We start from the raw sequence: 23,580 nt of genomic DNA, 5'->3' as shown, positions 1-23,580 counted from the left end.
CTACTTGAACTCCTCGCTACGCGAATTTCCTTTCCTGCATTCAATCCATTCAATCTATTCGGTCATGCTTTTCATCGTGTAAAATTATAAAATAACTATAAGGAAGATCATTTTCTGTGAGTGGGGTTGCGAAGTAATGTGGTGTGGGCGACTTCATTTTACGAGAAAAGAGGTCTTTTTTTGCTCATTCGTCTATTTGCCTATGTTGTGATATATCATGCATGAGGCTTTTTTAACGTGGGTTCGCGAGCTAAAATAAATAAGGTATCCGATTAGTTGGACAAGGGGGAACATAATGGAGCAAATTATACACTCATGGATGACGCGATGGAAAATGTTAATGAAGCGGCTTGAACAGCAAGGTGCGAGGGTGCATCCGCTCGAAGTTCAACCCGCAGCCACGGAGGCGGAACTTGTGGAAGTGGAAGAACGACTCGGCACTCCAATTCCGTTCGTGTTTCGTGCATTGCTGAAGCAGGGGACGCAAGAAGTAAGAATGTACTGGTCGCTTCCAGATGAGGTGATACTACCTGATGAAATTGAGGACAAGCCCGCAGGCGACTTTGGGTGGAGCTTAAGCGAGCTAGATTGGCCTTATTTCGGGGATGACGGAGACGAGACGGATGCACCCCGCTATTTGCAATTCCATACGGCTGGCAACGGGGATGCGCTACTCATCCGGCTTGATGAAGGCGTGGCAGATCCTTCTGTATGGTATTGGAGCCATGAGGAGGACGAGTTCGACTTGATGGCACCGAGTTTCATTGAGTACGTGGAACGGGTAACGACTCTTGGCTGCATTGGCGCGGATTGCGGACAGCATCGGCAATTTTGTGGCGAAGACGGATTGGATACGGGAAGTACTACCGCACAAATATGGTCGAACTGGCTTGAACGTTACTTGACGCTTACGCTTGAGCAGTCGTCTGCGAGTCTGGAAGCGCTGCTTATATATGCCTCGATGCATGGAGCTGAGGACCAAGCCATTCAAGATGCGTTCGCGCAGTACGACCGGTTTGAAGTGTACGGTCTTATACGATCAAGGGTGATACATGCTCGGCAGTCGGATCACAAGCAAGCTTGGAGTGAAGTGATGGTGCATGTATCCGCTACAGAGGCTGCGGATTGGGTAAGATCGCTGTGGCAGGAAAATGAGGAATATGAGGCTATTCCCGTGGGGGTTCGGGACTATTTGACAGCATATTGTCTACCTGAAGCGGAAGGTTTACCGCTCGTTATTCACGAAGTAGAGAACGGAGAGAACAACGGCGCGGTTCATCCCTATGACGCCTTGCATCGGTTGCGTCATTTCCGCAGCAGCGCGGTCATAAACTGGATGAAGTCACATGTTGCTTTCCCAATCAACGGTTGGGATTCCCTCTTGGCCATTTCGCAACCAAGTGCAGAGGAATTGTTAGCTTGGCTGAATGGAAGCGACGCCGAGCGTCAGACGGCGCTACATGCCGTCTGCCATATGATGCAACAGCAGATCGTTCCTGTAACTCCGGTAGATGTGGCGCAGTGGAAGCAGGTGCTCTCCGAATGGAGGGACAAGGAAATATTGCGGAACAACAAGCGGATATTCGAGCAAGCTATCTCAGGGCTAAGCGGCTGGTACGCTTCCTGATCAACTCCATGTATGGGGGAGTAGACACATGCAGTAAGCAAATGCAGTAAGCACATGCAGTAAGCACATGCAGTAACAATCGGCATAGTGGCCACTTGTAGAAAGGAGTGCTTCATGAACCCCTATCAATTAATGCTAAAACAACATTATGTTATAGAAGCTACTGAAGTTACACCTCAACAAGGTGGTTGGTCTGCGCTTGCTTATAAAGTTCTCTGCGACGACCAACATCGCTATTTTTTAAAAGTGTATGAAAAAAGCAGGGCGTCCACTCCAAAGTGGACAGCCTTAATCGACAACTATGTACCCATTATCCAGTGGCTCTCTCAACAAACCAGCCTACAAGGTAAAATTCCCGTTCCGCTACTGACAAGGAACTCAAAGTATACATGCGAAGATAAGAGGGGCATCTATCAGCTCTTTGAATACATAGATGGAACAACAATAGGTAATCAACCATTAACGAATATCCAAATTCGTCAATTGGCAGAAATCATAGCGGAACTGCATCGATACGGGGCAGATATCTCAATGAGCACAACTGCTATACAGGAAGATTTCCGTCTTTCATTTGCCGAACAATTAAGAGAGATGCTGAATAAAGACTTGCATAGCCTTCCACGCGAGGTGAGTGAACTAGTAGCCCCTTATTTAGACATTTTACATAAACTCATCTCTAACTTAGAGTCGATCTCTAAGGAATTACAAAACAGTGAGTTAAGCATGAGATTATGCCATACCGATCTACATAGCTGGAATATGATGCAAACCGATCAGCAGCTCGTGCTCATAGATTGGGAAGGATTGAAATTGGCTCCGGTAGAAGCTGATCTTATGTTTTTGGTGGATAAGCCTTATTTTGAATCATTTATGGAGATCTATCTACAGACGCATCACAATTTTGTGATCAATGAAAACGCATTGAGGTTCTATCAAATTCGCCGTAAACTCGAAGATGTTTATGAATTTATGGAGCAGATTGTATATGACAACCAAGAGAAACAAGAGAGAGTGGATACGATAAGGAGCCTCAAGCAAGAGCTTGCAGGAATCGAAAAAGGTTAACCCCATTAAAGACAGCCTAGAACTTCATTGTTCTGGGCTGCCTTTTTGAGCTTTGGTGCTGAACATTCCATTATTCATAGCGCAATCCATTTGAAATGATGTCCACGTGTTCCCAATCTAACACACATATCTTTTTCTTTTCTTTGCTCAGCACATTCATCTTGTTCAGCTTCTGAATAACACGGTTGAGATGCCGTGGAGTCGTTCCGATTAACGATGCAATCTCCGGAATGTGCGGAGTCAGAATCTCTTTTCCAAACTCATTTTGCAGCCGCGTCGTTAATAAATAACTTGCAAAGCGCTCCTCGACGGATGCTAGTAAATTGATTCTGGAAGCAGTCGTGCAAGTTTGAAGCTTGTAAGAAAGTTGCTTTAGCAGCGCATACAAAAATTTGTGATCCTGCATGAGAGTTGTTTCTACGAACCGCTTGTTAATGAATACGAACGTCGTTTGTTGAATGGCTTCAACTTGAGACTGAATGGACACTTTTTGAATGAGTTCAATATCACCAAACACAGATAAAGGATGGCAAAATCGCAACAGTAATGCCTTGCCTGTTTCCACGCTGGACGACACTTTTGTTCTCCCTTCAACTTGAAAATAAAGCCCGTCCAACTCGTCACCTTCTGTTAAAACGAGTTCATTTGGCTCATACACACGAAGTTGGATGGGAAGGGAATCGGGATTCAAAAATAGGTTACCAAGATCATATTTTGCGAAATAGTGCTGAATCGTAGTTTGATCATAGTTGGTTTTCATCGTTTTCCTTCCTTTTTGGACATATGTCCTTTTTATTATACAAGCAATTGCTATGATAAAGAAAAAACGAATGGGGTTTTAACGATGAAATTTGTATTTGATTTGGATGGGACAATTTGTTTTTCAGGAAAGCCTTTAAGTACGAAGATGGTACAAGCTCTGGATTTCATTGTGCAAAATGGGCATGAAGTGGTTTTTGCTTCAGCTCGACCAATACGTGACTTGTTGCCCGTGCTGCCGACTTCTATGCACCAGTGTTCGATGGTGGGAGGGAATGGTGCATTTGTCGCAAAAGAGGGGAGTATTCTCTCAACTATCCATTTTGACAAAGAGATAGCAGAAAGTTTAATGGGGTTAATCAACAAATTTGAGGCTGATTATTTGATTGATAGCCAATGGGATTACGCTTATTCAGGTGATGATGACCATCCGATTCGGCGAAATTTAGACCCCGAGCAGAGAGCGCAAAATAGACGCATAGAAGAGTTGAATGAGAATGTGAAAGTGGTCATTTTACGCAGCCTTGAACCACAGCACATGCTGAACGAATTGCAGAAATTGCCGATTGTTACGTATATGCATGGCTCGGAAAACATTATTGATGTGAGCCCGCACGGCGTTGATAAATGGGCAGGACTGCAAGCCTTGGGTGTGCAGCCACAGGAATATATCGCATTTGGGAACGATGCGAATGACGTTTCCATGTTCAGACATGCTAAGCGCTCCATTTGTGTCGGAGATCATGTGGAGCTAGTACAGATGGCAACAGAAAAAGTCCTTAATGATGAGCAAGAAGTTATTAAAAAAATTATCGCCTTAGCGGTTGAGTTAGGTGTGTATAAGTTAGATTATTAAGGTTTTTATTGAGGCTTTTATTTCATCTTTTACAATAAAGCTATCCATTTTGAAAATGCTAAATAAACGAAGTCACGCGTAGATGGCTTCGTTTATTTTGTTGTCTGTAACCTCCGCGTTCGCACCAATCACACACAACACCTAGCTTGCAAACCAAGCCCTATGCAAAGCATGTACTCCCTTAACGATATCCTCATTGCTCAAGCCGCCAAAACCGATTTGAACCATTGATGTTGCAGCATGATTCCTATGCACCCAAAAGGGAGATGTAGGGTAGACTTTGACTCTAGCTTTCTCGGCAGCCTGAATGAGCTCTTGTTCATTCATTCCGTTATGTACACGCAATAAGATATGCAGTCCTGCATCTGCTCCGATCACCGTCACCTGTTCACCCATTAATATTTCAATTGTTGAAATCAGTTTATGTTGCTTGTGACGGTAAACTTTTCTCATCCTCCGAATGTGAGCCTCCCAATGGCCATTGCTCATGAACAATTCCAGCGTCTTCTGGTGAATCCAAGATACGGTCTGATCATAAAGGGGATAGCCCTGCTTCTTATGACGTTCTAATAAGGCAGGAGGTAGTACCATATAGGCGATGCGTAACGATGGAAGAAGGCACTTAGAGAAGGTGCCTAAGTACACGGTACGATGATTCGTATCTAATCCTTGTAAGGAAGGAATTGGCTTGCCGACATACCTGAACTCGCTATCGTAATCATCTTCGATAATCACCCCATCTTGGTCTGCTGCCCATTTTAATAATTGCCTTCTCTTGGCATATGGCATGACCATTCCGTTTGGGAACTGATGCGAAGGGGTAATGTAGACGATTCTGGAATGACTTTCATATAAATGATGTACATTAAGCCCGTCCTTATTCAGTGGAATAGGGTGTATCTGATATCCGTTATGCTTGAAAATCGTCCGAACTCCATCATACCCGGGGTCTTCCATCGCGATGTTATTGTTATAGGCTCTCATCAAACCCGATAGGACGATGAGTAGATACTGAATGCCTGCTCCAATCATAATTTGCTCAGGCCTGCAATTTACCCCTCTTGAATGATAAAGATACTTAGCTATTTCTACTCGAAGCCCAAGTTCTCCGTGAGGATCACCATAAGAGAACAGCTTTAGCTGTTCGTCTTGCAAGCATTGATTGGAAAGCTTGCGCCAGATTGTAATCGGAAAGTGTGCAGCATCCACATCACCATATCGAAAATCATATTGAATGGCGGTACTGTGCGGGATACTCGCTTCAAACGGCTGATTCATCTGAATGCTCGGTTCTGACAGCTTCTCTACTTGCTCCAATTCGATAACATAGAAGCCACTCCTATGCTGGCTCTGAATATAGCCTTCGGCCATTAATTGGTGATAGGCCAATTCCACCGTATTGCGGCTAAGACGGAGGTGAGTCGCAAGTGCACGCATAGAAGGCAAGCGTGTATTCGCAGGTAGCTTGTTACTCATAATATCTGTTTTGATATGCTGATACAGTTGAATGTATAACGGCCCTCCGGACTTTTCTTCTAGTAGTAGGGTTATATCAATCATGTATGTCCTCCTGAAATGAAAATCTGACCCTATAATATTGTCTACTTTTGACCCTATTACTAGGGTCAATTATTAACTACAATTATATCACTTCCAGTCTAATTAGTGGCTATATATAACACAATAGCGCAATGACAAAGGATTGGATCAATTAGCGTTTAGGAGGCGTATGAATTGGCTATAAACACAACTTTCACTGAACATCCTGGCTTCCGCCGTATGTTTGCCCCTGACAAACTGACTATCGGTGTTTTCCTACCGCTTAGATTCTACTCAGGAAATATGGAGAATCTGCAGAATCAGGCAGATCTTGTGGAGGAGATCGATCGGCAAAACTTTGCCTCAGTCTGGGTGCGTGATGTGCCGTTATTTGATCCTAACTTTGGCGATGCAGGTCAAGTCTTTGACCCATTTGTCTATCTCGCGTATCTCGCAGCAAGAACAAAAAATGTATCATTAGCAACCGGAAGCGCCATTTTTACACTCCGCCATCCGATTGATTTAGCTAAAATGGCTTCATCCATTGATGTCATGTCTGGCGGACGACTTGTACTCGGGATAGCCTCAGGCGACCGACCCGTAGAGTTCCCGGCTTACGGAATTGATGACGTGCAGCGTGATGTACGGTTCCGGGAAGCGGTTGAGTTTTTCCGTAACCTTACTCAATATCCACTGTCTTCAATTCAATCGTCCCTTGGGCAACTGGCAGGGGTGGAGTTACTTCCCAAACCTGCAACCGGAAGCATTCCGCTTGTTGTGACAGGATCGAGCCGCCAAACACTCGACTGGATTGCGGAGCACAGCGATGGCTGGCTTACGTATCCTGACGCTACAGCAGATATTTCTGGTACTCAAAGGCTTGCGAAAAAAATCAGCGCGTGGCGTGAAAAAATACCAGGTGGGCTGTTCAAACCACATATGACCAACGAATGGATCGACCTTGTAGAAGATCCAAATTATCCGAGAACGCCGCTACGCGGCGGGTTCGTGTTGCGCACGGGTCGCAAAGGGTTGATTCAACTGCTTGAAGAATGGCAGAAAATTGGCGTTAACCATGCTGCGCTCGGCATTCAATTTGCAAGTCGACCTCCTGCCGAAGTGATTCAAGAGTTGGCAGAGGAAGTGTTGCCACTCTTTCCATCACATGCTGGTCCAAATCCGTTACATACCGGATGGTAAACCATATCCATCTTATAGAACTAACGATGTCGTTAGTTCTATAAGAACCAATCAATCCCTATCTTCCGACGAAGTACAGCAATTAATCACAAAGACTGAAATATCTCTCATGGTTTATCGTTTCCTAAGCTACCATTTTGACCTCGCTCCATCCTCTCTAAATCATATACTAATCCGTAATTCTTCAGAGGACATATTCATATATCGATTGATTACTGCCAGTACGGTAAAGATATTCTTCTACTTGGCCAGTGATCCGCACAAAGCATTTGATAAATGCAGCTGTGCCAGTAACCGTGAAGCACCCCGAAATCGAGGTGCTTTTTTCATGATATGAAGAACAAAGCGTATATTTCAGCTAGAATATCGCTTTGACGGCGATTGACAAAATACGACACACTGCTATTATGAATATGATTATCATTATCAATATAATTGCAGAGGAGTACATACTTCATGGTCAAAAGAGAAAAAAATGTCGGAATGCCCGGGGCTGCTGTAATGATTTTGCTTCTACTTATGGTTTTTGTCCTAGGTTGTACAAAACAAGAAAGTGCTTCGACTAGCCACACGGGAACGTCTCAAGAAGAAAAATCAGTGACGGTATCTTGGGTAAGAGATATTGGCCCGATGAATCCACATGTTTACTATCCCTCTCAATTATTTACCCAATCGATGGTATACGAGCCATTGATCAAATATCAGGAGGGAGGCAAGCTTGAGCCGTACTTAGCCGAATCATGGGCCATATCAAAAGACGGTAAAAGTTATACCTTCAAGCTCCGCCCAAATGTCAAATTTTCTGACGGAACTCCATTTGACTCAGCCATTGTAAAAAAGAATTTCGATGCAGTCATCAAACATAAAAAAACACACAGCTGGCTCGGAGTCGCAAAAGTTATTGAGAAAACGGAGGCGGTGGACAAGTATACGTTTAAAATGACGCTGACAAAACCTTATTATCCAGCCTTGCAAGACTTGGCCTCGGTACGTCCTTTCCGTTTTCTTGGCGAAGCTGGTTTCCCAGATGGTGGAGATACCGCTGTTGGTGTGAAGAAACCGGTAGGAACCGGGCCATGGCTACTATCTGACTACAAGCAAGACCAGTATGCAGAGTTCACTAAAAACCCGCATTATTGGGGTGAGAGTCCGAAGATCGACAAGATTAAAGTGAAGATTATTCCTGATGGCGAGACGCGTGTGCTTGCATTTGAAAAAGGGGAACTGGATTTAATTTTTGGCGAAGGAGCCATCAGTTTGGATGCCTTCAAGCAACTGAAAAGTTCAGGTAAATACGAAACTAACCTATCTGAGCCAGTAGGCACAAGAAGCTTGGTATTTAACGCGCTAAATGATAAACTCGCGGACCATCGTGTGCGGTTAGCCCTTCAGCACGGATTTAACAAAAAGGCCATGGTAGAAGGGATAACGGCGGGATTAGAGGATAAGGCTGACAACATATTGTCTAAAAACTATCCTTACGCCAATCTCGATGTTGAACCGATAGACTATCATGTTGAAAAGGCGAATAATTACTTGGAAGAAGCGGGCTGGAAGCTGGAAGCTGGTAAAACCGTGCGGGAGAAAAATGGTCAACCACTAGAGCTGGAATTGATCTACGATAAAAGCGATCCGATTCAAAAAGCAATGGCGGAAACCGTTCAGGCCGAATGGGGAATGATTGGCGTCAAGCTGAACATTACAGGTCTTGAATTGATGCTTCAAGCGAAACGTTTAAGAGAGGGTCAGTTTGAAGTGTACTTCTGGTTCAATTACGGGGTACCGTACGATCCGCATTCCCTTATCAACGCTGTACAGGAGAAAGGAACGGGTATTTCAGAAGCCCATTCCCGCTTACCGATCAAACAAGAGCTGGATCAGCAAATACATGCAGCGCTTTCCTCTACAGATGAGGCAGAACGCCAGAAGCTGTATACCTCGATTCTGAAGACATTGCATGAGCAATCGGTCATCATGCCCGTATCTTATATTAAGCAAACCATGGTGTACCAGAAGCACTTGAAAAATGTTACGATTCCGGCAAGTCGGTGGGATCATCCATTCACTGGCATTGAAATCAGCAAGTAATCGGTGGGAGGATATTCCTTTTTATGGGCGCTTATATCGGAAAAAGAATGCTTGCTATCATTCCTATGATTCTCTTTGCTACACTAGTTAGTTTTGTACTCATTCAGATGTCGCCTGTGGATCCAGCTGAAGCTTATTTGTCTGCTGCTCATATTCATCCGACAGAGGAGCTTCTAGCTGAGAAAAGACATGAATTTGGCCTTGATCAGCCATTGCCCGTTCAATATTTTCAAATGGTAATGAAAATAGCCCAACTTGATTTTGGCACATCTTATTTAACGAACAAACCTGTATGGCAGGAAGTTGCACTCCGATTGTCTGCGACACTTCAGTTGGCCATAAGCAGTATTTGTTTAACGATCACTGTTAGTGTGCTGCTCGGTTTTTTGTCCGCTATTTATAAAAATAGCTGGATAGATGTAGTTAGCAGAATACTTTCTTATTTCGGCGCTTCTATTCCTCAGTTTTGGCTGGGGTATTTATTCATCTTTTTCTTCTCTGTTCGGCTTGATTGGTTGCCTGTAGATGGTAATGGTACTTGGAAGCATCTAGTACTGCCTACGTTAACGTTGTCTTTTGCGCTGATCGCCATCTATACACGTCTCTTGCGAGAAAACGTGTTGGAGCAGTTGCAGGAATCCTATGTGTTGTACGCCAGAACGCGGGGAATTAAAGAGAAAGTCATCATGCTGAAACATGTCATGAGAATTGCCATTTCCCCCGTCATTACTGGCTTAGGAATGAACTTAGGTAAATTGCTTACAGGAACTATAATCGTGGAGCAAGTGTTTTCGTGGCCGGGGATTGGACGATATTTTGTAGAGGCGATATTTAATCGGGACATTCCGGTTATTCAATGCTACGTGTTCATCGCTGCGTGTCTATTCCTTGTATGCAACCTGATCGTTGATGTGGTGCAGCTGTACTTGGACCCCCGAATTTCTTTGAAGGGAAGAACCGATCATTGATTGGATATGTACAGACCGTCCTTAGAGGCCGGAAAGCGATTGCCATATGCTCATTCATATTATTTATTTTTTTTATGATTACCATTTTGGCGCCATGGATTTCCCCGCATGATCCAGTCAAAGTGAATTTAGCACTGAAGTTGCAGCCGCCAACGACTGAGCATCTTTTGGGGACAGACCATCTAGGACGCGACAACCTGTCTCGTCTTATACACGGGGCCCGAATATCGTTAGGCTTGGTCTTCTTGGTCTTTGTCGCTTCCTTAGGAATAGGACTGATCGTCGGAATGGTGGCAGGATACGCTGGCGGCTGGGTTGATGCCATATTGATGCGATTTTGTGATGGGGTAATGGCGTTTCCGAATCTTGTGCTCGTCCTAGGGATTGTTGGGATTTTCGGTCCCGGATTAGCACAAATCGTGTTTGCTCTATTACTCGTTCAGTGGGTTCATTATGCTCGAATGTTTCGGAGCTTAGTTGTCAGTTTAAAGGAACGCCATTTTATTACGGCGGCCCGCATAAGCGGCTCCTCGCGCTGGAAAATTATGAGGCAGCATATCATCCCCAATGTGCTGCCGCCCATCGTTGTGATTGGAACTTTGGAAATGGGCTGGGCTATCATGGATATTTCTGCTCTGTCATTTTTAGGTTTGGGCATACAGCCACCAACGCCTGAATGGGGGGCTATGATTCATGAAGGAAAAGCTTTTATTCGAAGTTCTCCGGAGCTAATGCTGTACCCGGGATTATTAATCTTGATCGTTGTGATTAATTTTAATTTACTTGGCGAAGCTTTATCGAATCGATTAGGGGTAAAAAAACGTTTTTGAATAGGAATGAGAATAATGGCTGAACAACATCAGATAGTATTGCAGGTACGTGGTCTGAGCGTTAAAGTAAAAGCCGAACAGGGCATGCTTACTTTGATTCAAGATATTCATTTTGATTTAAAAAAGGGCCAAGTACTCGGTCTTGTGGGAGAGAGCGGTAGCGGTAAAACCGTTACCTGCAACTCCCTGCTACAGCTGCTAGATCGAGAATCAATCGTGGAAGGTAGTATTCAATTAAATGGTCGTGAGCTGATTGGATTGCATCAGGAAGAGATGCGGCGAATTCGCGGCAAAGAACTTGCGTTCATTATGCAAAATCCGATGAGCGCCTTTACTCCCGTACATACGATAGGAAGTCAATTTATAGAGACCATTCGCGCGCATACTTTGCTCACGAAGAAACAAGCATTCGAACTAGGGGTATCTTCACTAGAGCGAATGAATTTGCCCGATCCGTCCGGCCTGATGAAACGCTACCCTTTTCAACTGAGCGGAGGGATGCTACAGCGGGTCATGATTGCGATATCCATGTGCCTGCGACCCGCTGTTGTCATTGCCGATGAGCCAACGACCGCATTGGATGTAGTCAATCAGTTGCAAGTGTTAAGAGAATTGCATCGTCTACGGGAGGAATGCGGTACAACGATTCTATTAATATCACATGATCTGAGTGTCATTTCCGAAATGGCTGATGAGGTTGTTGTTATGCATCAAGGAAAGATTGTTGAACAGGCGGATGTGTTCCAATTGTTTGATTACCCACAGCATGAGTATACAAAAAAATTGCTAAATGCCAGACTGAAATTGCCGAAAAAACATGTTATGGAGAAGGCTTAGTAGATTGCATTTTTACAAATGGGGTCGGGGTATATGAGTTTGCTGGAAGTGAAAGATGTAACCCATACTTATGGAAAACATACACTCTTTGGAGCGCCACGTCGGAGAACAACGGTCCTTTCCAACGTTTCTATCACGATTGATGAAGGGTTTTGTCTAGGTCTGTTGGGAACTAGCGGTGCGGGGAAAAGCACATTGGGGAAAGTAATTCTTGGATTAGAAAAACCGCAGCAGGGTCAGGTTATTTTTCGTGGACAAGATTTTTATCACTTGAATGCACGCGCCCGTAAATCGCTTCGAAGAGATCTTCAAGTCGTGTTTCAGGATTGCTACTCAGCGGTAAATCCAAGAATGTCAGCAGAACAGATAATTGGGGAACCACTGGATAACTACGAGTCGATGTCATCGCGTGAATTAAAGCGAACAATCGGTGAATTGTTGGAGATGGTTGGCCTTCAAGCAGGGGATATGCCGAAATTTCCACATCAGTTTAGCGGAGGACAACTGCAACGAATTAATATTGCAAGAGCCATTGCGTTGAAACCAAAGCTGATTGTACTAGATGAGTCCGTAAGTAGCTTGGATATGGTAAATCAGGCTCACATATTAAAATTGTTAAATGATTTGAAGTTGTCATTCGGCCTTTCTTATCTGTTTATTACCCATGATATTAAAGCGGCTTACTCGATTTCGGATGGATTGGCGGTCATGGATCAAGGAATGTTGGTGGGACGATTCGATCAAAAAGATCACATTTTTGCTTCATCTCATCCCACGGTGAGAAATTTGTTGCAATCCGTTCTTGCTGAGCATCCAAGAGATCGACAAATTAAGCCAGTTACGTTTTCATGACACGGCGTGTGGAAGATTACGTTAACCCTTCTTCCAAGTTTTTATGATGTGCGACGCAGATGTTCTACACTTGAAGGGAGTCGTGTGCGGAAATGAACAGAAGTCTCTCAACGTACACATCCGCATCCATTATTCGGCTCTGCGTAATTACATTTCTATTCTTTAGTGCAAATTCAATTTTAAATATCATTGTACCTTTGCGCAGCGAGACCGAAGGCGCAAGTAACGCTGAAATTGGCATTATGATGGGTTCTTATATGATGACCAGCATGCTCTGTCGTCCATGGGCAGGGAGCATCGTTCATCGCTTCGGCCCGTTGCTCGTTCTGCGCACGCTTCTAATCGCGAACGTCGTTATTTTAGCGTTGTACCCGATATCCGGACTCGAATGGTATTTTGCGATTAGAGCGATGCAAGGCGTAACGACAGCCTTCTTTTCCTTGGCGTTGCAAATGGGTATCGTTGATACGCTTCCTGAAAAAGAGCGCTCACAGGGCATATCGCTGTATTTGTTAGCGGGTATGTTACCGACGTTAATCGGGCCTTTAGCAGCCTTATCGATATGGAATTGGGGCGGGATGAGTGCATTTACGGCCGCCATGATCATCATCGGGTTTGCTACAATCATCGTGGGATACAATGCACCACTATCCTCTGCTTCGAACAAGCCGGAGGGCGAGAAGGTGCAGGAGCCTATGTTGACGCAAATAAGACAGTTGCGAACCAATCGTGCATTTCTTGTTTGCGGCACAGCGATGCTCGTTGCCTCTATCAGCTTTGGCGCGGTCATATCGTTCATTACGCTCTATAGCAAGGAAAGTGGAGTTGGTGATGCGGGTATTTACTTGACGCTGCAGGCAGGAGTAATCGTATTGTCCAGGTATACACTACGTAAAAAAATACCTTCAGACGGGAACTGGCATGCTCGCTTAGTAGCGGGTCTACTGTTGTGTACAGGGGTAGGTGTGCAGCTTTTGGCGCTGGCTGCTTTTAATGGAGCACTGTTTATGTATGCAGGAGCTGTTATGCTAGGTTTGGGGATGGCGTTGCTCTATCCGATACTAGTAACGTATTTAACTTTTGTGCTGCCGGTAGCATCTCGAAATATGGCAATCGGGTTGTTTATTGCAACGTCTGATTTTGGCGTCGTACTAGGTAGCGTGGTGATGGGACCTGTCGCAGACCTATTGTCTTATTCCGCTATGTACACCGTATGCGCGTGTATTTCATTGGTCGCTGTAGTGACTGTGCTCGCTAGCGGCCGTCGTCTGAGCTACCTTAATGCTAGACGACGAGAGTAGTTAAGACGGTGAAAAACATGAGAATAACACGTGCTACTAAGTGGTTTTAACTTGATCGATACCAAACAGTGATCTAACGTTCTCACTGTTTGGTATTTTTTTGGCGTTATTCACGTATATAAAGGATACTTTACAACAACGTTTCACAAATTTGTGAAATTGTTGTACGAGTGAATTTATGTATCTTTAAAATGGAAATCTTCACGGAGTAGCTGGCGATGCTGCTGTACTGGATGATTTAATTAATCATGCAAGTAAAGGGGGGAGGCTAGTTTGTTTAAGATAGACAAAGTCTTTTTAGCATGAGCTATTACGTAAGATTACGATGTACACTAGCAACATAATTAATTGGTGGGTTTCAAATTTCACTTCGGACCATTTGAGGAACACGATCGTGTTGACATTAACATGCGTTTTTTTCCTTCAGCCGAAGCGCGACTAATTTGGCACCAGCATTTTGCCAATTGTAGTATGTTCGTTCAGGTACATACGTTCGAAACCACTCGAATGCTTCCAAAGAGGAGGCATCCAATTTATCCGCCGAATATCGCAAGCTGTAAGGCTTTATCCCAACGATATAAGGATAATATAGCGCATTATAATACCGCCATTCATCTGCGGTACCGAAAGCTTCATCTTGTCTCGGCTTTAAATGCCCGATGCTTTCAAGGAGGACGGTTTTTAGCTCGATTGCCCGTTCCACCACATCATCATCTGCACCGCGGTCGCGCAGTCTTTTTTCAATTAGCTTTAGTTGGGTAAGTGGACTAGTCGCTAACCGTTGCAGATCGCCAAATTGGCTTAATGCACGTCGTGTGTGTCGGTAAAGCTCTTCTTCATCCATTTCTTCTGGCTCCGCTTGCTCGTCCACACGAACTTGAACATCTTCGACCATACGCAAGTGGGCACGTTCTTCACGTAGCTTCGGGAATGTGGCGAAGGCGATGCTATCCAATAAGGCGCGGATCGGATACACGAACACTTGAAAAGCGACCGAGATACAGATGCTGAGTAGTAACAACATCACCGTTGTACTACTCCAGTCCGCACTGAGCTGAATGACGACGACGACTTGACCAGAAAATATTGCGGTAAATATGACCGAATAATCTAAGGATCGAAGAAGGTCAGGTAGCCATGCTTCACCTTGTGCTTTCAATTCTTTTATCAATAGACGAATAGTAAATAAGCTTAAAGTTAACCCCAGCAGGATCAAGAGCCATTCAACAGCGAAGTTCCACGACCCCATCCACCCATTTACCGCAATAATGGCATATAGGAGCAGAGTAAGCGCCGCAATGATCGAATCACTCGGACTAAGCTTCTTCCATAGTAAGATGTTCTTCTGAGATTCTTCCTCTTTAGCTGCACAAGCACCTAACGCAGCGATCAACCAAGCGATAAAGGATAAATGCAGACACAGTAGGGGGAACAAGAATGAAGAAACGAGTAAATCACTAGCAGAGAGCACTAAAGTTGATCCGATACTTACAGCTGCTAACATCAAGCAGAATCCGCAAATCAGAAACAGCTTGTTATGTTTATCGCGGTTACTGATGTATAAACCAAGCCAGACAAGACTACCAAACATCATAAAGGATAATGCCATAGGTACGTACCCCCTCATTTGAAAATCGTTTAACCCAGTCGAGGGTTGATATCATGACGAATGCATGCACTCACCAAATTATACCACCTCACTTCTTAGGTGCCAATTCGAATCCTTTTATAACGATTGCGTATCTCATCATAAAAGTGCTATCTATGTGGTTGTATGAATGGTTCGGAAAAAAATGACTCCGGTGCAGGTTAATGCAAATCGCTTCGCTCGAAACAAGTAGTTTATAAGGGAAGGAACACAAAAAGCCACCTCTCGGTGGCTTCGTCAAAATAAGCTTAGATCGATGTGAGCACCTTATCGATGATGCCGTACTCTACAGCTTCCTCTGCAGACATGAAGTAATCTCGATCCATATCGCTTTCTATTTTTTCAATTGGCTGACCCGTCTGCTCTGCTGTGATTTGCACAATTTTCGCGCGCGTTCTGAGAATACGTTTCGCACTGATCGCAATATCGCTTGCTTGACCTTGAGCGCCCCCATGCGGCTGATGAATCATAATTTCACTGTTGGGGAGCGCAAACCGTTTACCTTTGGCCCCAGCGAGCAGCAACATGGAACCGAACGAAGCGGCGAAGCCCGTGCAGATGGTATGAATTTGTGGCTTAATGTACTGCATCGTATCATATATACCAAAACCAGCACTTACCGAGCCTCCCGGGCTATTAATATACATGAAAATGTCTTTATCCGCGTCTTCGGCCGCCAATAAAAGGAGTTGTGCAATAATGCTGTTAGCCAATGGATCATTAATTTCAGAACCTACAAACACAATCCGATCCTTCAGTAGTCTAGAATAAATATCGTAGGATCTTTCACCGCGGCTCGATTGTTCGACAACATATGGGATATAACTGGACATGATACGCCTCCTGTAGTTGAGTCATTTAACAACTTGTAAACGAATCCATCATGTCAAAAGATACGGAGTCGGTGTCATAAAAAAATGATGAGTTTAGCGTAACTTAATGAATGCTTCGTTCGTTTACATATCAAGATCATTTACAGAATGGAAAGGAGTTGACTGTGAAAGATGGCTAATCCTTTATATACATCGCATGGGCCGGAAGATCATAATCTGGAGCAGTTGAACGCTCTTCTCAATCGCTACTGTCTTTCTCTCACACAATCTGTATGGGATTCCGACGATTTGGTGCAAGATACATGGGTGAAACTTCTCGAAAAAATGAATGGGCAGCAGCACAACAACCCTGAAGCGTTACTATTGCGGACAGCTAAGAATGCGTGGATTGATCAGGTACGTCGGAAAAAAGTATTCGACCGAATTCTGAACAAGGAACGGGAGCAGGCCAAGGGGGAAGGGGATAACGTGTTGGATAGCGGTACTCTAAATATAGAGACGGCCTTTCATTATCTGATGAAACATTTGTCTCCCCTACAAAGAACGGTCATGCTGATGCGAAGTGTATTAGGGTATTCCGTGGCAGACGCAGCTGAAAAGCTTCAGATGACAGAAGGTGCTGTAAAGGCTGCCTATCATCGTGCGCGTAAAGCACTTCAAGCTGTGGAGTATGACGTTGAACATGAATCTCCTGTACTTGAGGAAGAAGCTCAATCTAGGCTGAGTGCACTTGCAGCGGCATATGTGAATGGGGAAGTAGACGAGGTTATCAGTCTTGTTCAAGGAGAGCCAGAAGTTCTGCATGTAGTGAGTGCTTATTCGACAGCGACACAGGCGCGGTTTGAATATAGATCCTTTCATTTTACGGTACATCGCTTTGAAGCAAGAATGGTCGCTTAGTTGTTTACTCTTTTTGTGCGAAGGGGTGTGAACGATAAGCTAGTGCCTTGAGGTACTCGGGATTAACAGGATAATAAACAAAAAACCAGTCTAACACTTGTTGTGTTATGACTGGTTTATGTTTATCTCATTGATTAGATGCGGTGCGAATTAGCTAGAGGCAGCCATATCGTGTTCATGGCAATCCGTCGAACAATATCCTTGGAATTCAGCATCACATTTATCACAGCAAAGGTGCTGTAGATGGCATGTGTCATCTTCGCAATTGATATATCGGTCAGTTGGCTCGCTGCAATGATGGCACTTACCGACAATAATATTTTCTTCGGTTTGATTAATGCGTACCGAGATACGTTCGTCGAATACATAACAGTTCCCATCAAAGCCTCTGCCTTGCGTTTGTGGGTCTTTACCATACGTGACGATACCGCCATCCAATTGGTACACATCTTTAAAGCCTTCATTTAAGAGCACGGCAGTCAACGTTTCACATCGAACTCCACCCGTACAGTAAGTAAGAACATGTTTATCTTTATGATCAGCTAAATTTTCTCTAATCCATTCTGGGAATTCGCGGAACGAATCCACATCGGATCTAATGGCGTTCTGGAAATGACCAAGATCGTATTCATATCCATTTCTTCCATCCAAAATAATGACGTCGTCTCTTTGCATATATTCATAGAACTCAACTGGACTCAACCTTTGGCCGCCATCCGTGTGCGGATTGAGCTCTTTATTGTAACGAAGCGTGACCAACTCTTTTTTATAACGAACAAATAGCTTCTTAAAAGCATGGCCTTCACTTTCATCGATTTTATAGACCATGTCGGCAAATAGGGGGTTGTTGCGCATATCCGCCATATATTGCTCTGTCTGTTCCACGGTGCCGGAAAGCGTTCCGTTGATTCCTTCGTCAGCAATCAAAATCCGACCTTTTATTCCAAGCTCTTTGCAATACTGCAAATGTTCTGCAGCAAAGGCCTCAGCCTCGGGAATCGGAATATATTTATAAAAGAGTAAAATTCGATATTCATTCATTACTAGTACACGCCTTTCCAATTATGTTAGAACAAGAATAGCGGAAGAAAAGGAATTCCTTTTCTTCCGCCGCTCCTTCAAGTTAAAACTCTTTATTCAGAATAGCTGACTACACGCACATAGTCAACATATAGCTTTACAATGTATTCATTATATAGTACTGTATCATATCGAAATTACGCGTTCATCTCTTCATTAATAAGTAAATAAGCAAATTTGCCATCCGAGTGCGACTAGGGACTAAGAGTGTGATCGGGTTTCCAAATCCGCACACAAAAAGAACAGGCTAGCGGAGGGCACCATAGAAGCACCTAACCGAGCCTGTTCAGACAACATTGACTACTAATAAAGTTATTATGACGTTCTCTATACTAGATATCTGAACTAGCAGCCCAGCTTGTCGCCTGTAGAGACGCCAAGCAAATTGGCGAAGTTCGTGAAATATTTAATGCGATTATTCACTTTGTCAGGTTCTTTGCCGTTACATTCTACCGTGCCGTTGATAGACCGGATCGTCTCACCAAATCCCGCATTGTTAACGATTGCGTGATGCGGAGTCATTCTTCCAGCGCCACTCTGTGTGTTCCAGAACCACAAGGCCGTTTTCCAAGCAACAGAGGAATCCGTTGCGACCAAATCTGGATTGGTAAGAAGCGGGAGGCCTAAAGCTGCACCAGCCGCGCCATAATTATAGTTCCAGCTCAATTGGATCGGTCCGCGACCGTAGTACTGCTTGCCCGGAGCGCATGGGTACTGCGTATTCGAAATTAGGCAATATTTCGGGTGGTTTCTTACATCTAATTCAGTGATGTATCGTAAATGTCCGGATTCCTGGGCAACGTTTCCTAGAAAAGCGGCTGCCTCACGTTTTTTGATCGTATCGCTTCCCGTATTTGTAAATGCAGGATAAGCGGATAGGGCGGCTACTAAACCGGAGTACGTATAAAATGAGTTGCGGTTAGGGAACATCTGGTTGAATTGTGCTTCAGAAACGACAAATCCACCGCCACCGTTTCCGGCAGATGGCTTGCACGATTTACTGGCGCTATGTGGGGAAGTTGTGACCGGCTTTGTTGTTGCATTTTGTGCAGCAACGGTGTACGTATACGTCGTTCCGTTCGTTAATCCTGAATCGTTATAAGATAAAGAGGATGTCCATTGATACCAGCTACCATTGCGGTAGATATCATATCCCGTGGCGCCGTGAACCGAATTCCAACTTAAGGTGCAAAATCCATTGGATGTGCTTACATTTAATGTTGGAGCCGTTAATGAGATGCCGCCTGCTGCTGGGGTGCAAGTTTTGACAGCGCTTTGTGGAGAAGTCGTGATCGGTGTAGTCGTTGCATTTTGCGCGGCAACGGTGTACGTATACGTCGTTCCGTTCGTTAATCCTGAATCAGTATAAGATAAAGAGGATGTCCATTGATACCAAGTGCCGTTGCGAAACACATCATACCCCGTGGCACCACTGATCCCATTCCAATTTAACGTACAGGTTGCTTGAGAGGCACTAACTTGTAAAGTGGGGGTAGATAGAGCTCCAAAAGCGGTAATAGGTAATAACAGTAAAGCTCCAATCACCATTGCCATTGTGACGACTAGCTTGTTAACCGTTTTTTTCATTTCAAATTCCTCCTTTTGAACTAAGGCAGTTCATGCGTATTCCCTACTAGATAGCTTTTGTGTACGATGAAGTCTACTCTTAAGTTGGCGGATACTTACTTCAATCAATCGAACCTATCATCTATCACCCCTAACCGTATTTAGTAACTTGTGTTTCAAAAAGAAACCCAGCTCAAAAAAATAAAATTCCCCTAAGCTACAGACTTCATTTCGTTTTCTGTGCAAAAAACATAGAAGAGGGGGAACTTTGAGGTAAATATTAACACATCTAATCTTCTTTGCACAATACAGCTTTGATAGGAGGAATGCAATCTTTATGGTAACTTTAAAATCTTTATCTCAGATTGGCTTAATCATCGAATTTGTACAAAGGCGCATCCAGACATGGAGCGCCTTTTATTTGCTCGTTATTTCATATCTTCAATGAGAATGCAGTTGTGATTCACTTATGGAGTCGTTCGAAATGAGCTCTTGGATAGACCGATGGCAAGAAATGCGATAATAGTACTTGATATTAGAAATATATACGGAATTGGTAAATACTCAGCCCATAGGCCTGAAACGAGTAAGCCAAGCGGCAGCATCAGCTTCATCAACATGGAAGAGGTGCCCGCGACACGTCCAAGTAAATGATTAGGCGTAGACTCCTGACGAATCGCCAAATAAATAATATTAACGTTGACGGTAGTGAATGCCCGGAATGCGAGGAGAATGGCGAGCTGCCACCAGTTTACTGCAAAGAAAAATAAACCGAGTATGATTGTATCTACACAGAGCATGGCGTAAAAAATAGCGCCTCTTGTCCATTTTTTACGCAGCAGCTTGATTCCTTTAGCTCCGGCAATGCCTCCGATCGCAGAGATGGAGAACATCCAGCCGACTTCCTTAGAAGTTGCTCCTAGTTGATCCACTACATAAAAAATAAGTACTCCGATGACCAAGCTTGTCGCAAAATTAATAAATAAAATGGCCAAAGTGGGTGTAAGCAATGTCTTATTGCCAAACAGCTCGCTGACCCCTTCTTTCATATCCTGCCAAATATTTTGCGTGGACTCGCTTTCAGGCGATGGCACGGGATCTAGCAGAAATACGATTCCCCATACGAGACAAAGGCATAGCGCATAAATGATGAACAGCCACTCGTAAGCGAGCCAAATAATAAGAAATCCGGCAATCGAGGGGCCAATAACCGAGAAGACAGTTCCTAGCATGGAAAATTGGGCCTGTATGTCCGTTAGCCTCTCGCGTGGAAACAGCTGTGGCACAATTGCATTTTTTGCATTGAAAAAAGTGTAGCTTACCGTCGACAACATAAACCCGAACAAATATAACTGCCACAAATGCAGAGTATTGAGCCAAATGAGCACAACTAAGATCGTAGCCAGTACCGCTTGTATACCACTAGCCCACATCATCATTTTCCGGCGGTTCATCCGATCGACTACCGCGCCCGCAAGCATGCCTAGCAATACGTTAGGCGCAAAATCCATCACTCGCATCGTGCTCATCGCTAACGCAGATTGGGACCATTCATAAATAAATAGCGGCAGGACAAAGCTGTAAATCTGGCTGGCCATCGTCATGATCAGCATGCCTGCATAGAGCACATTGAAATTCCGGTACTGGTGCAATGATTGATTTGTCATACATGTTTTTCCTCCCTTGATGTTACGATTAGTGTAAAATAAATAAATAGGAACAAAAAGTGATGACTTTTGAGTGTTAGTTCACCTTTTAGGAGGATAAGCATGTATCTTTATTTGCTTGAGCTTGCCAGACATTTTCCTCATGAGGTCGAAGTCGAGACTGGGGTTGAAGAGCTGGCAGCGTTATTTCACTGCTCCACCCGCTATACGAAGACCATACTTAAGCAACTTCATCAGCAGGGCGACGTTCACTGGACGTCTTTTCAGGGGAGGGGAAAGAAACCACGTCTTCTACTTAAGAAGAGCCAAGCTGAAATCATTCACCGCTATTTTCACTCTTTATTGAAGAAAGGAGATTTCCCTAAAGCGTTTCAACTGATCTCCGAACATGGATTGTTCCAAGATGAAGAAATCAAATGCCTTATCGAAGATGCTTATGGTCTGCAACACATCGTACAGGATAAAAAACCGCTGGATGTGTTTCGTTACCCGCATCCCGATACGCGCCTCGTGCTCGATCCGGTCTATACGATTTCAAGGCATGATGCTCATTTTGTCGAACAACTATTTGAGACACTATTCAAATTCGATATCCATTCTCAACAGCCCGCACCTAACCTTGCCCGCGCTATCGATTCTGAAGATGGGATCACGTGGCGAATCTTGCTGCGAAAGGGGGTCCGCTTCCATGATGGTTCGCGTGTCACAAGCAAAGATGTGATGGCAACACTCAAGCGGGCCGAAAAAGTATACAACACGTTCATTCCGTTCGAACGCATGTTAATTGAAGATGACTTTACGTTAGTCGTACAGCTTAAAAAATGCAGTTATGTATTTCCACGATTATTGTGCAGCCCGAAGCTGTCCATTGTACCGTACCAGTGGATCGAAAAGGGAGAAAAGGGTATACCGCCAGGGACAGGGGCATTTCGCTTGGCGAGCATATCGGATACCTTCGTGAAGCTGGAGGCTTTCGAGCAATATTTCGGCTACAGGCCTTGGCTTGATCAGGTGGAAGTGATTCATACGCCAAGCCTGCTCACATTTGGCCTGACGACGAGCGTATCAGCAGCACCGAATGATGCTGCCACAAAAATAGAACAGATCGAGCAGGGGGCAGATTATATACTGCTTAACGGCAATGAATCTAGCGTGTTCCACGATGTTAACGCTAGACAATGGCTCTACGATGCGATTTCAAGCGAAGCGTTTTGCTTGTGGGAAAAAGGGGAATTCGTAGCAACAAGCTTCGTACCAAACCGCGAGGAACGCCCATTGTCCAAGCGATCCGTACGCCCGAAGCCTGACATCCCTTGGTCAACGATTCGCATTCTCGTGCAGCAGATTCGGCCGGGAGTCAATCATTTGCGAGAAGCTGAAGTGTTGGAGCGGCTTTTGCTTTCGCACGGACTACAATGTTCTATCCAACTCGTATCTTATGAAGATAGACATAGGGAAATAGGGGATTCATACGATTCATTTGATTGTTTTGTAGGAGGAATTGCTTTACGTAATGATGTTATTGTATCGGCACTTATGATGCTGCAAGCTAAAGAAAATTACTTCATGCTGTCCTTGCCTGAGCAGGATCAGGAGTATGTAAGCAGCCTCCTTAACAAGCTTCATCGTGAACCATTTGATGAGAAAAAAGTACAATTGTTATTTGAGGAAGTCGAATCGTTCTTTACCGGACGAGCCATCCTCAAATTTTTAACTCACCGTCGCCATGCGCTCTATGTATCAGAACATAGCCCATTTTACAATATCCAGATCGATGCCCACGGTAAAATAGACTATCGTTCCATCGTGAAGCGATACGACTAACAGGCGAGGCTTAACGCTACACTATGCTGGTGCACAGACTAAACACGTGTTTACGGATCTAGCAATTTGCTGTGTGTCTACGATATGATGCGCTTTCGGGCAATGAATATAGGGGTTCAATTAGCAACATAATAAATAAA

Annotated in this window: 19 protein-coding genes; 12 read left to right on the top strand and 7 right to left on the bottom strand. The window is 44.3% G+C overall.

Features of this window, described 5'->3' with window-relative positions; all coding sequences use genetic code 11:
• Nucleotides 1-319: 319 nt before the first annotated feature.
• Complete coding sequence (locus tag KIK04_RS23105) at nt 320-1,627, top strand: SMI1/KNR4 family protein (RefSeq protein WP_232276127.1); 1,308 nt, start codon at nt 320-322, stop codon at nt 1,625-1,627.
• A gap of 114 nt (nt 1,628-1,741) precedes the next feature.
• Nucleotides 1,742-2,692: an aminoglycoside phosphotransferase family protein gene (locus KIK04_RS23100; protein WP_232276126.1), complete on the top strand. Its 951-nt coding sequence runs from the start codon at nt 1,742-1,744 to the stop codon at nt 2,690-2,692.
• A gap of 70 nt (nt 2,693-2,762) precedes the next feature.
• On the opposite strand, the gene KIK04_RS23095 is transcribed toward KIK04_RS23100, so the two are convergent.
• Entirely contained in the window at nt 2,763-3,452 is a 690-nt protein-coding gene (locus tag KIK04_RS23095; RefSeq protein ID WP_232276125.1) for a Crp/Fnr family transcriptional regulator, read from the bottom strand.
• Nucleotides 3,453-3,536: 84 nt separating this feature from the next.
• Between KIK04_RS23095 and KIK04_RS23090 the strand changes: the two genes are divergently transcribed.
• A complete protein-coding gene (locus tag KIK04_RS23090) occupies nt 3,537-4,307 on the top strand; it encodes an HAD-IIB family hydrolase (RefSeq protein WP_232276124.1) in 771 nt (256 codons plus the stop codon).
• A gap of 141 nt (nt 4,308-4,448) precedes the next feature.
• Here the strand turns inward: KIK04_RS23090 and pdxR are convergent, their stop codons facing one another.
• On the bottom strand, nt 4,449-5,867 hold the full coding sequence (pdxR, locus tag KIK04_RS23085) for a MocR-like pyridoxine biosynthesis transcription factor PdxR (protein ID WP_232276123.1): 1,419 nt from the start codon (nt 5,865-5,867) through the stop codon (nt 4,449-4,451).
• Nucleotides 5,868-6,086: 219 nt separating this feature from the next.
• Between pdxR and KIK04_RS23080 the strand changes: the two genes are divergently transcribed.
• The 7 genes from KIK04_RS23080 (at nt 6,087) to cntE (ending at nt 13,922) form a co-directional block, all read left to right on the top strand.
• Nucleotides 6,087-7,046, top strand: coding sequence for an LLM class oxidoreductase (locus tag KIK04_RS23080; RefSeq protein ID WP_232278870.1), 960 nt, complete (start codon nt 6,087-6,089; stop codon nt 7,044-7,046).
• A 483-nt stretch (nt 7,047-7,529) separates the two neighbouring features.
• Complete coding sequence (gene nikA, locus KIK04_RS23075) at nt 7,530-9,134, top strand: nickel ABC transporter substrate-binding protein (RefSeq protein ID WP_442951196.1); 1,605 nt, start codon at nt 7,530-7,532, stop codon at nt 9,132-9,134.
• A 23-nt stretch (nt 9,135-9,157) separates the two neighbouring features.
• Entirely contained in the window at nt 9,158-10,102 is a 945-nt protein-coding gene (gene nikB, locus KIK04_RS23070; protein ID WP_232276121.1) for a nickel ABC transporter permease subunit NikB, read from the top strand.
• The gene (gene nikC / locus KIK04_RS23065) at nt 10,102-10,932 is read left to right on the top strand and encodes a nickel ABC transporter permease subunit NikC (RefSeq protein ID WP_442951195.1); all 831 of its coding nucleotides are present in this window, start codon (nt 10,102-10,104) and stop codon (nt 10,930-10,932) included. Before nikB ends, nikC begins: the two co-directional genes overlap by 1 nt.
• 15 nt (nt 10,933-10,947) lie before the next feature.
• Nucleotides 10,948-11,769: an ABC transporter ATP-binding protein gene (locus tag KIK04_RS23060; RefSeq protein ID WP_232276119.1), complete on the top strand. Its 822-nt coding sequence runs from the start codon at nt 10,948-10,950 to the stop codon at nt 11,767-11,769.
• A 33-nt stretch (nt 11,770-11,802) separates the two neighbouring features.
• Nucleotides 11,803-12,621 carry a nickel import ATP-binding protein NikE gene (gene nikE / locus KIK04_RS23055; RefSeq protein ID WP_232276118.1) on the top strand — a complete coding sequence of 273 codons (819 nt, stop codon included), beginning with the start codon at nt 11,803-11,805 and terminating at the stop codon, nt 12,619-12,621.
• A gap of 92 nt (nt 12,622-12,713) precedes the next feature.
• The gene (gene cntE, locus KIK04_RS23050) at nt 12,714-13,922 is read left to right on the top strand and encodes a staphylopine family metallophore export MFS transporter CntE (RefSeq protein ID WP_232276117.1); all 1,209 of its coding nucleotides are present in this window, start codon (nt 12,714-12,716) and stop codon (nt 13,920-13,922) included.
• A gap of 403 nt (nt 13,923-14,325) precedes the next feature.
• Here cntE and KIK04_RS23045 read toward each other — a convergent pair whose 3' ends face one another.
• Both KIK04_RS23045 and clpP read right to left on the bottom strand, forming a co-directional pair.
• Complete coding sequence (locus tag KIK04_RS23045; RefSeq protein WP_232276116.1) at nt 14,326-15,531, bottom strand: hypothetical protein; 1,206 nt, start codon at nt 15,529-15,531, stop codon at nt 14,326-14,328.
• 287 nt (nt 15,532-15,818) lie between these two features.
• Complete coding sequence (clpP, locus tag KIK04_RS23040) at nt 15,819-16,403, bottom strand: ATP-dependent Clp endopeptidase proteolytic subunit ClpP (RefSeq protein WP_232276114.1); 585 nt, start codon at nt 16,401-16,403, stop codon at nt 15,819-15,821.
• Nucleotides 16,404-16,574: 171 nt separating this feature from the next.
• Between clpP and KIK04_RS23035 the strand changes: the two genes are divergently transcribed.
• Nucleotides 16,575-17,303, top strand: coding sequence for an RNA polymerase sigma factor (locus KIK04_RS23035; RefSeq protein ID WP_232276113.1), 729 nt, complete (start codon nt 16,575-16,577; stop codon nt 17,301-17,303).
• 150 nt (nt 17,304-17,453) lie between these two features.
• Here the strand turns inward: KIK04_RS23035 and trhO are convergent, their stop codons facing one another.
• The 3 genes from trhO to KIK04_RS23020 form a co-directional block, all read right to left on the bottom strand.
• Nucleotides 17,454-18,344, bottom strand: coding sequence for an oxygen-dependent tRNA uridine(34) hydroxylase TrhO (trhO, locus tag KIK04_RS23030; protein ID WP_232276111.1), 891 nt, complete (start codon nt 18,342-18,344; stop codon nt 17,454-17,456).
• Nucleotides 18,345-18,728: 384 nt separating this feature from the next.
• Nucleotides 18,729-19,970, bottom strand: a complete 1,242-nt coding sequence (locus KIK04_RS23025; protein WP_232276109.1) for a glycoside hydrolase family 19 protein — start codon at nt 19,968-19,970, stop codon at nt 18,729-18,731.
• 446 nt (nt 19,971-20,416) lie between these two features.
• Nucleotides 20,417-21,616 (bottom strand): MFS transporter, encoded by a 1,200-nt coding sequence (locus KIK04_RS23020; protein ID WP_232276108.1) that lies wholly within the window; start codon nt 21,614-21,616, stop codon nt 20,417-20,419.
• Between the two features lie 102 nt (nt 21,617-21,718).
• Here KIK04_RS23020 and KIK04_RS23015 point away from each other — a divergent pair, with 102 nt between their 5' ends.
• Nucleotides 21,719-23,440, top strand: a complete 1,722-nt coding sequence (locus KIK04_RS23015) for an ABC transporter substrate-binding protein (protein WP_232276106.1) — start codon at nt 21,719-21,721, stop codon at nt 23,438-23,440.
• Nucleotides 23,441-23,580 lie beyond the last annotated feature (140 nt).

Source organism: Paenibacillus sp. 481 (assembly GCF_021223605.1).
GTDB lineage: Bacteria > Bacillota > Bacilli > Paenibacillales > Paenibacillaceae > Paenibacillus_B.
Note: the sequence above shows the minus strand (reverse complement) of the source record. Positions and strands in the feature narration are given on the sequence as shown.

What these genes read in the sequence shown, in the direction of transcription:
- KIK04_RS23105 (WP_232276127.1), top strand. Translation starts at nt 320, where the DNA reads ATGACGCGATGGAAAATGTTAATGAAGCGGCTTGAACAGCAAGGTGCG.
- KIK04_RS23100 (WP_232276126.1), top strand. Translation starts at nt 1,742, where the DNA reads ATGAACCCCTATCAATTAATGCTAAAACAACATTATGTTATAGAAGCT.
- KIK04_RS23095 (WP_232276125.1), bottom strand. Translation starts at nt 3,452, where the DNA reads ATGAAAACCAACTATGATCAAACTACGATTCAGCACTATTTCGCAAAA.
- KIK04_RS23090 (WP_232276124.1), top strand. Translation starts at nt 3,537, where the DNA reads ATGAAATTTGTATTTGATTTGGATGGGACAATTTGTTTTTCAGGAAAG.
- pdxR (WP_232276123.1), bottom strand. Translation starts at nt 5,867, where the DNA reads ATGATTGATATAACCCTACTACTAGAAGAAAAGTCCGGAGGGCCGTTA.
- KIK04_RS23080 (WP_232278870.1), top strand. Translation starts at nt 6,087, where the DNA reads ATGTTTGCCCCTGACAAACTGACTATCGGTGTTTTCCTACCGCTTAGA.
- nikA (WP_442951196.1), top strand. Translation starts at nt 7,530, where the DNA reads ATGCCCGGGGCTGCTGTAATGATTTTGCTTCTACTTATGGTTTTTGTC.
- nikB (WP_232276121.1), top strand. Translation starts at nt 9,158, where the DNA reads ATGGGCGCTTATATCGGAAAAAGAATGCTTGCTATCATTCCTATGATT.
- KIK04_RS23060 (WP_232276119.1), top strand. Translation starts at nt 10,948, where the DNA reads ATGGCTGAACAACATCAGATAGTATTGCAGGTACGTGGTCTGAGCGTT.
- nikE (WP_232276118.1), top strand. Translation starts at nt 11,803, where the DNA reads ATGAGTTTGCTGGAAGTGAAAGATGTAACCCATACTTATGGAAAACAT.
- cntE (WP_232276117.1), top strand. Translation starts at nt 12,714, where the DNA reads ATGAACAGAAGTCTCTCAACGTACACATCCGCATCCATTATTCGGCTC.
- KIK04_RS23045 (WP_232276116.1), bottom strand. Translation starts at nt 15,531, where the DNA reads ATGGCATTATCCTTTATGATGTTTGGTAGTCTTGTCTGGCTTGGTTTA.
- clpP (WP_232276114.1), bottom strand. Translation starts at nt 16,403, where the DNA reads ATGTCCAGTTATATCCCATATGTTGTCGAACAATCGAGCCGCGGTGAA.
- KIK04_RS23035 (WP_232276113.1), top strand. Translation starts at nt 16,575, where the DNA reads ATGGCTAATCCTTTATATACATCGCATGGGCCGGAAGATCATAATCTG.
- trhO (WP_232276111.1), bottom strand. Translation starts at nt 18,344, where the DNA reads ATGAATGAATATCGAATTTTACTCTTTTATAAATATATTCCGATTCCC.
- KIK04_RS23025 (WP_232276109.1), bottom strand. Translation starts at nt 19,970, where the DNA reads ATGAAAAAAACGGTTAACAAGCTAGTCGTCACAATGGCAATGGTGATT.
- KIK04_RS23020 (WP_232276108.1), bottom strand. Translation starts at nt 21,616, where the DNA reads ATGACAAATCAATCATTGCACCAGTACCGGAATTTCAATGTGCTCTAT.
- KIK04_RS23015 (WP_232276106.1), top strand. Translation starts at nt 21,719, where the DNA reads ATGTATCTTTATTTGCTTGAGCTTGCCAGACATTTTCCTCATGAGGTC.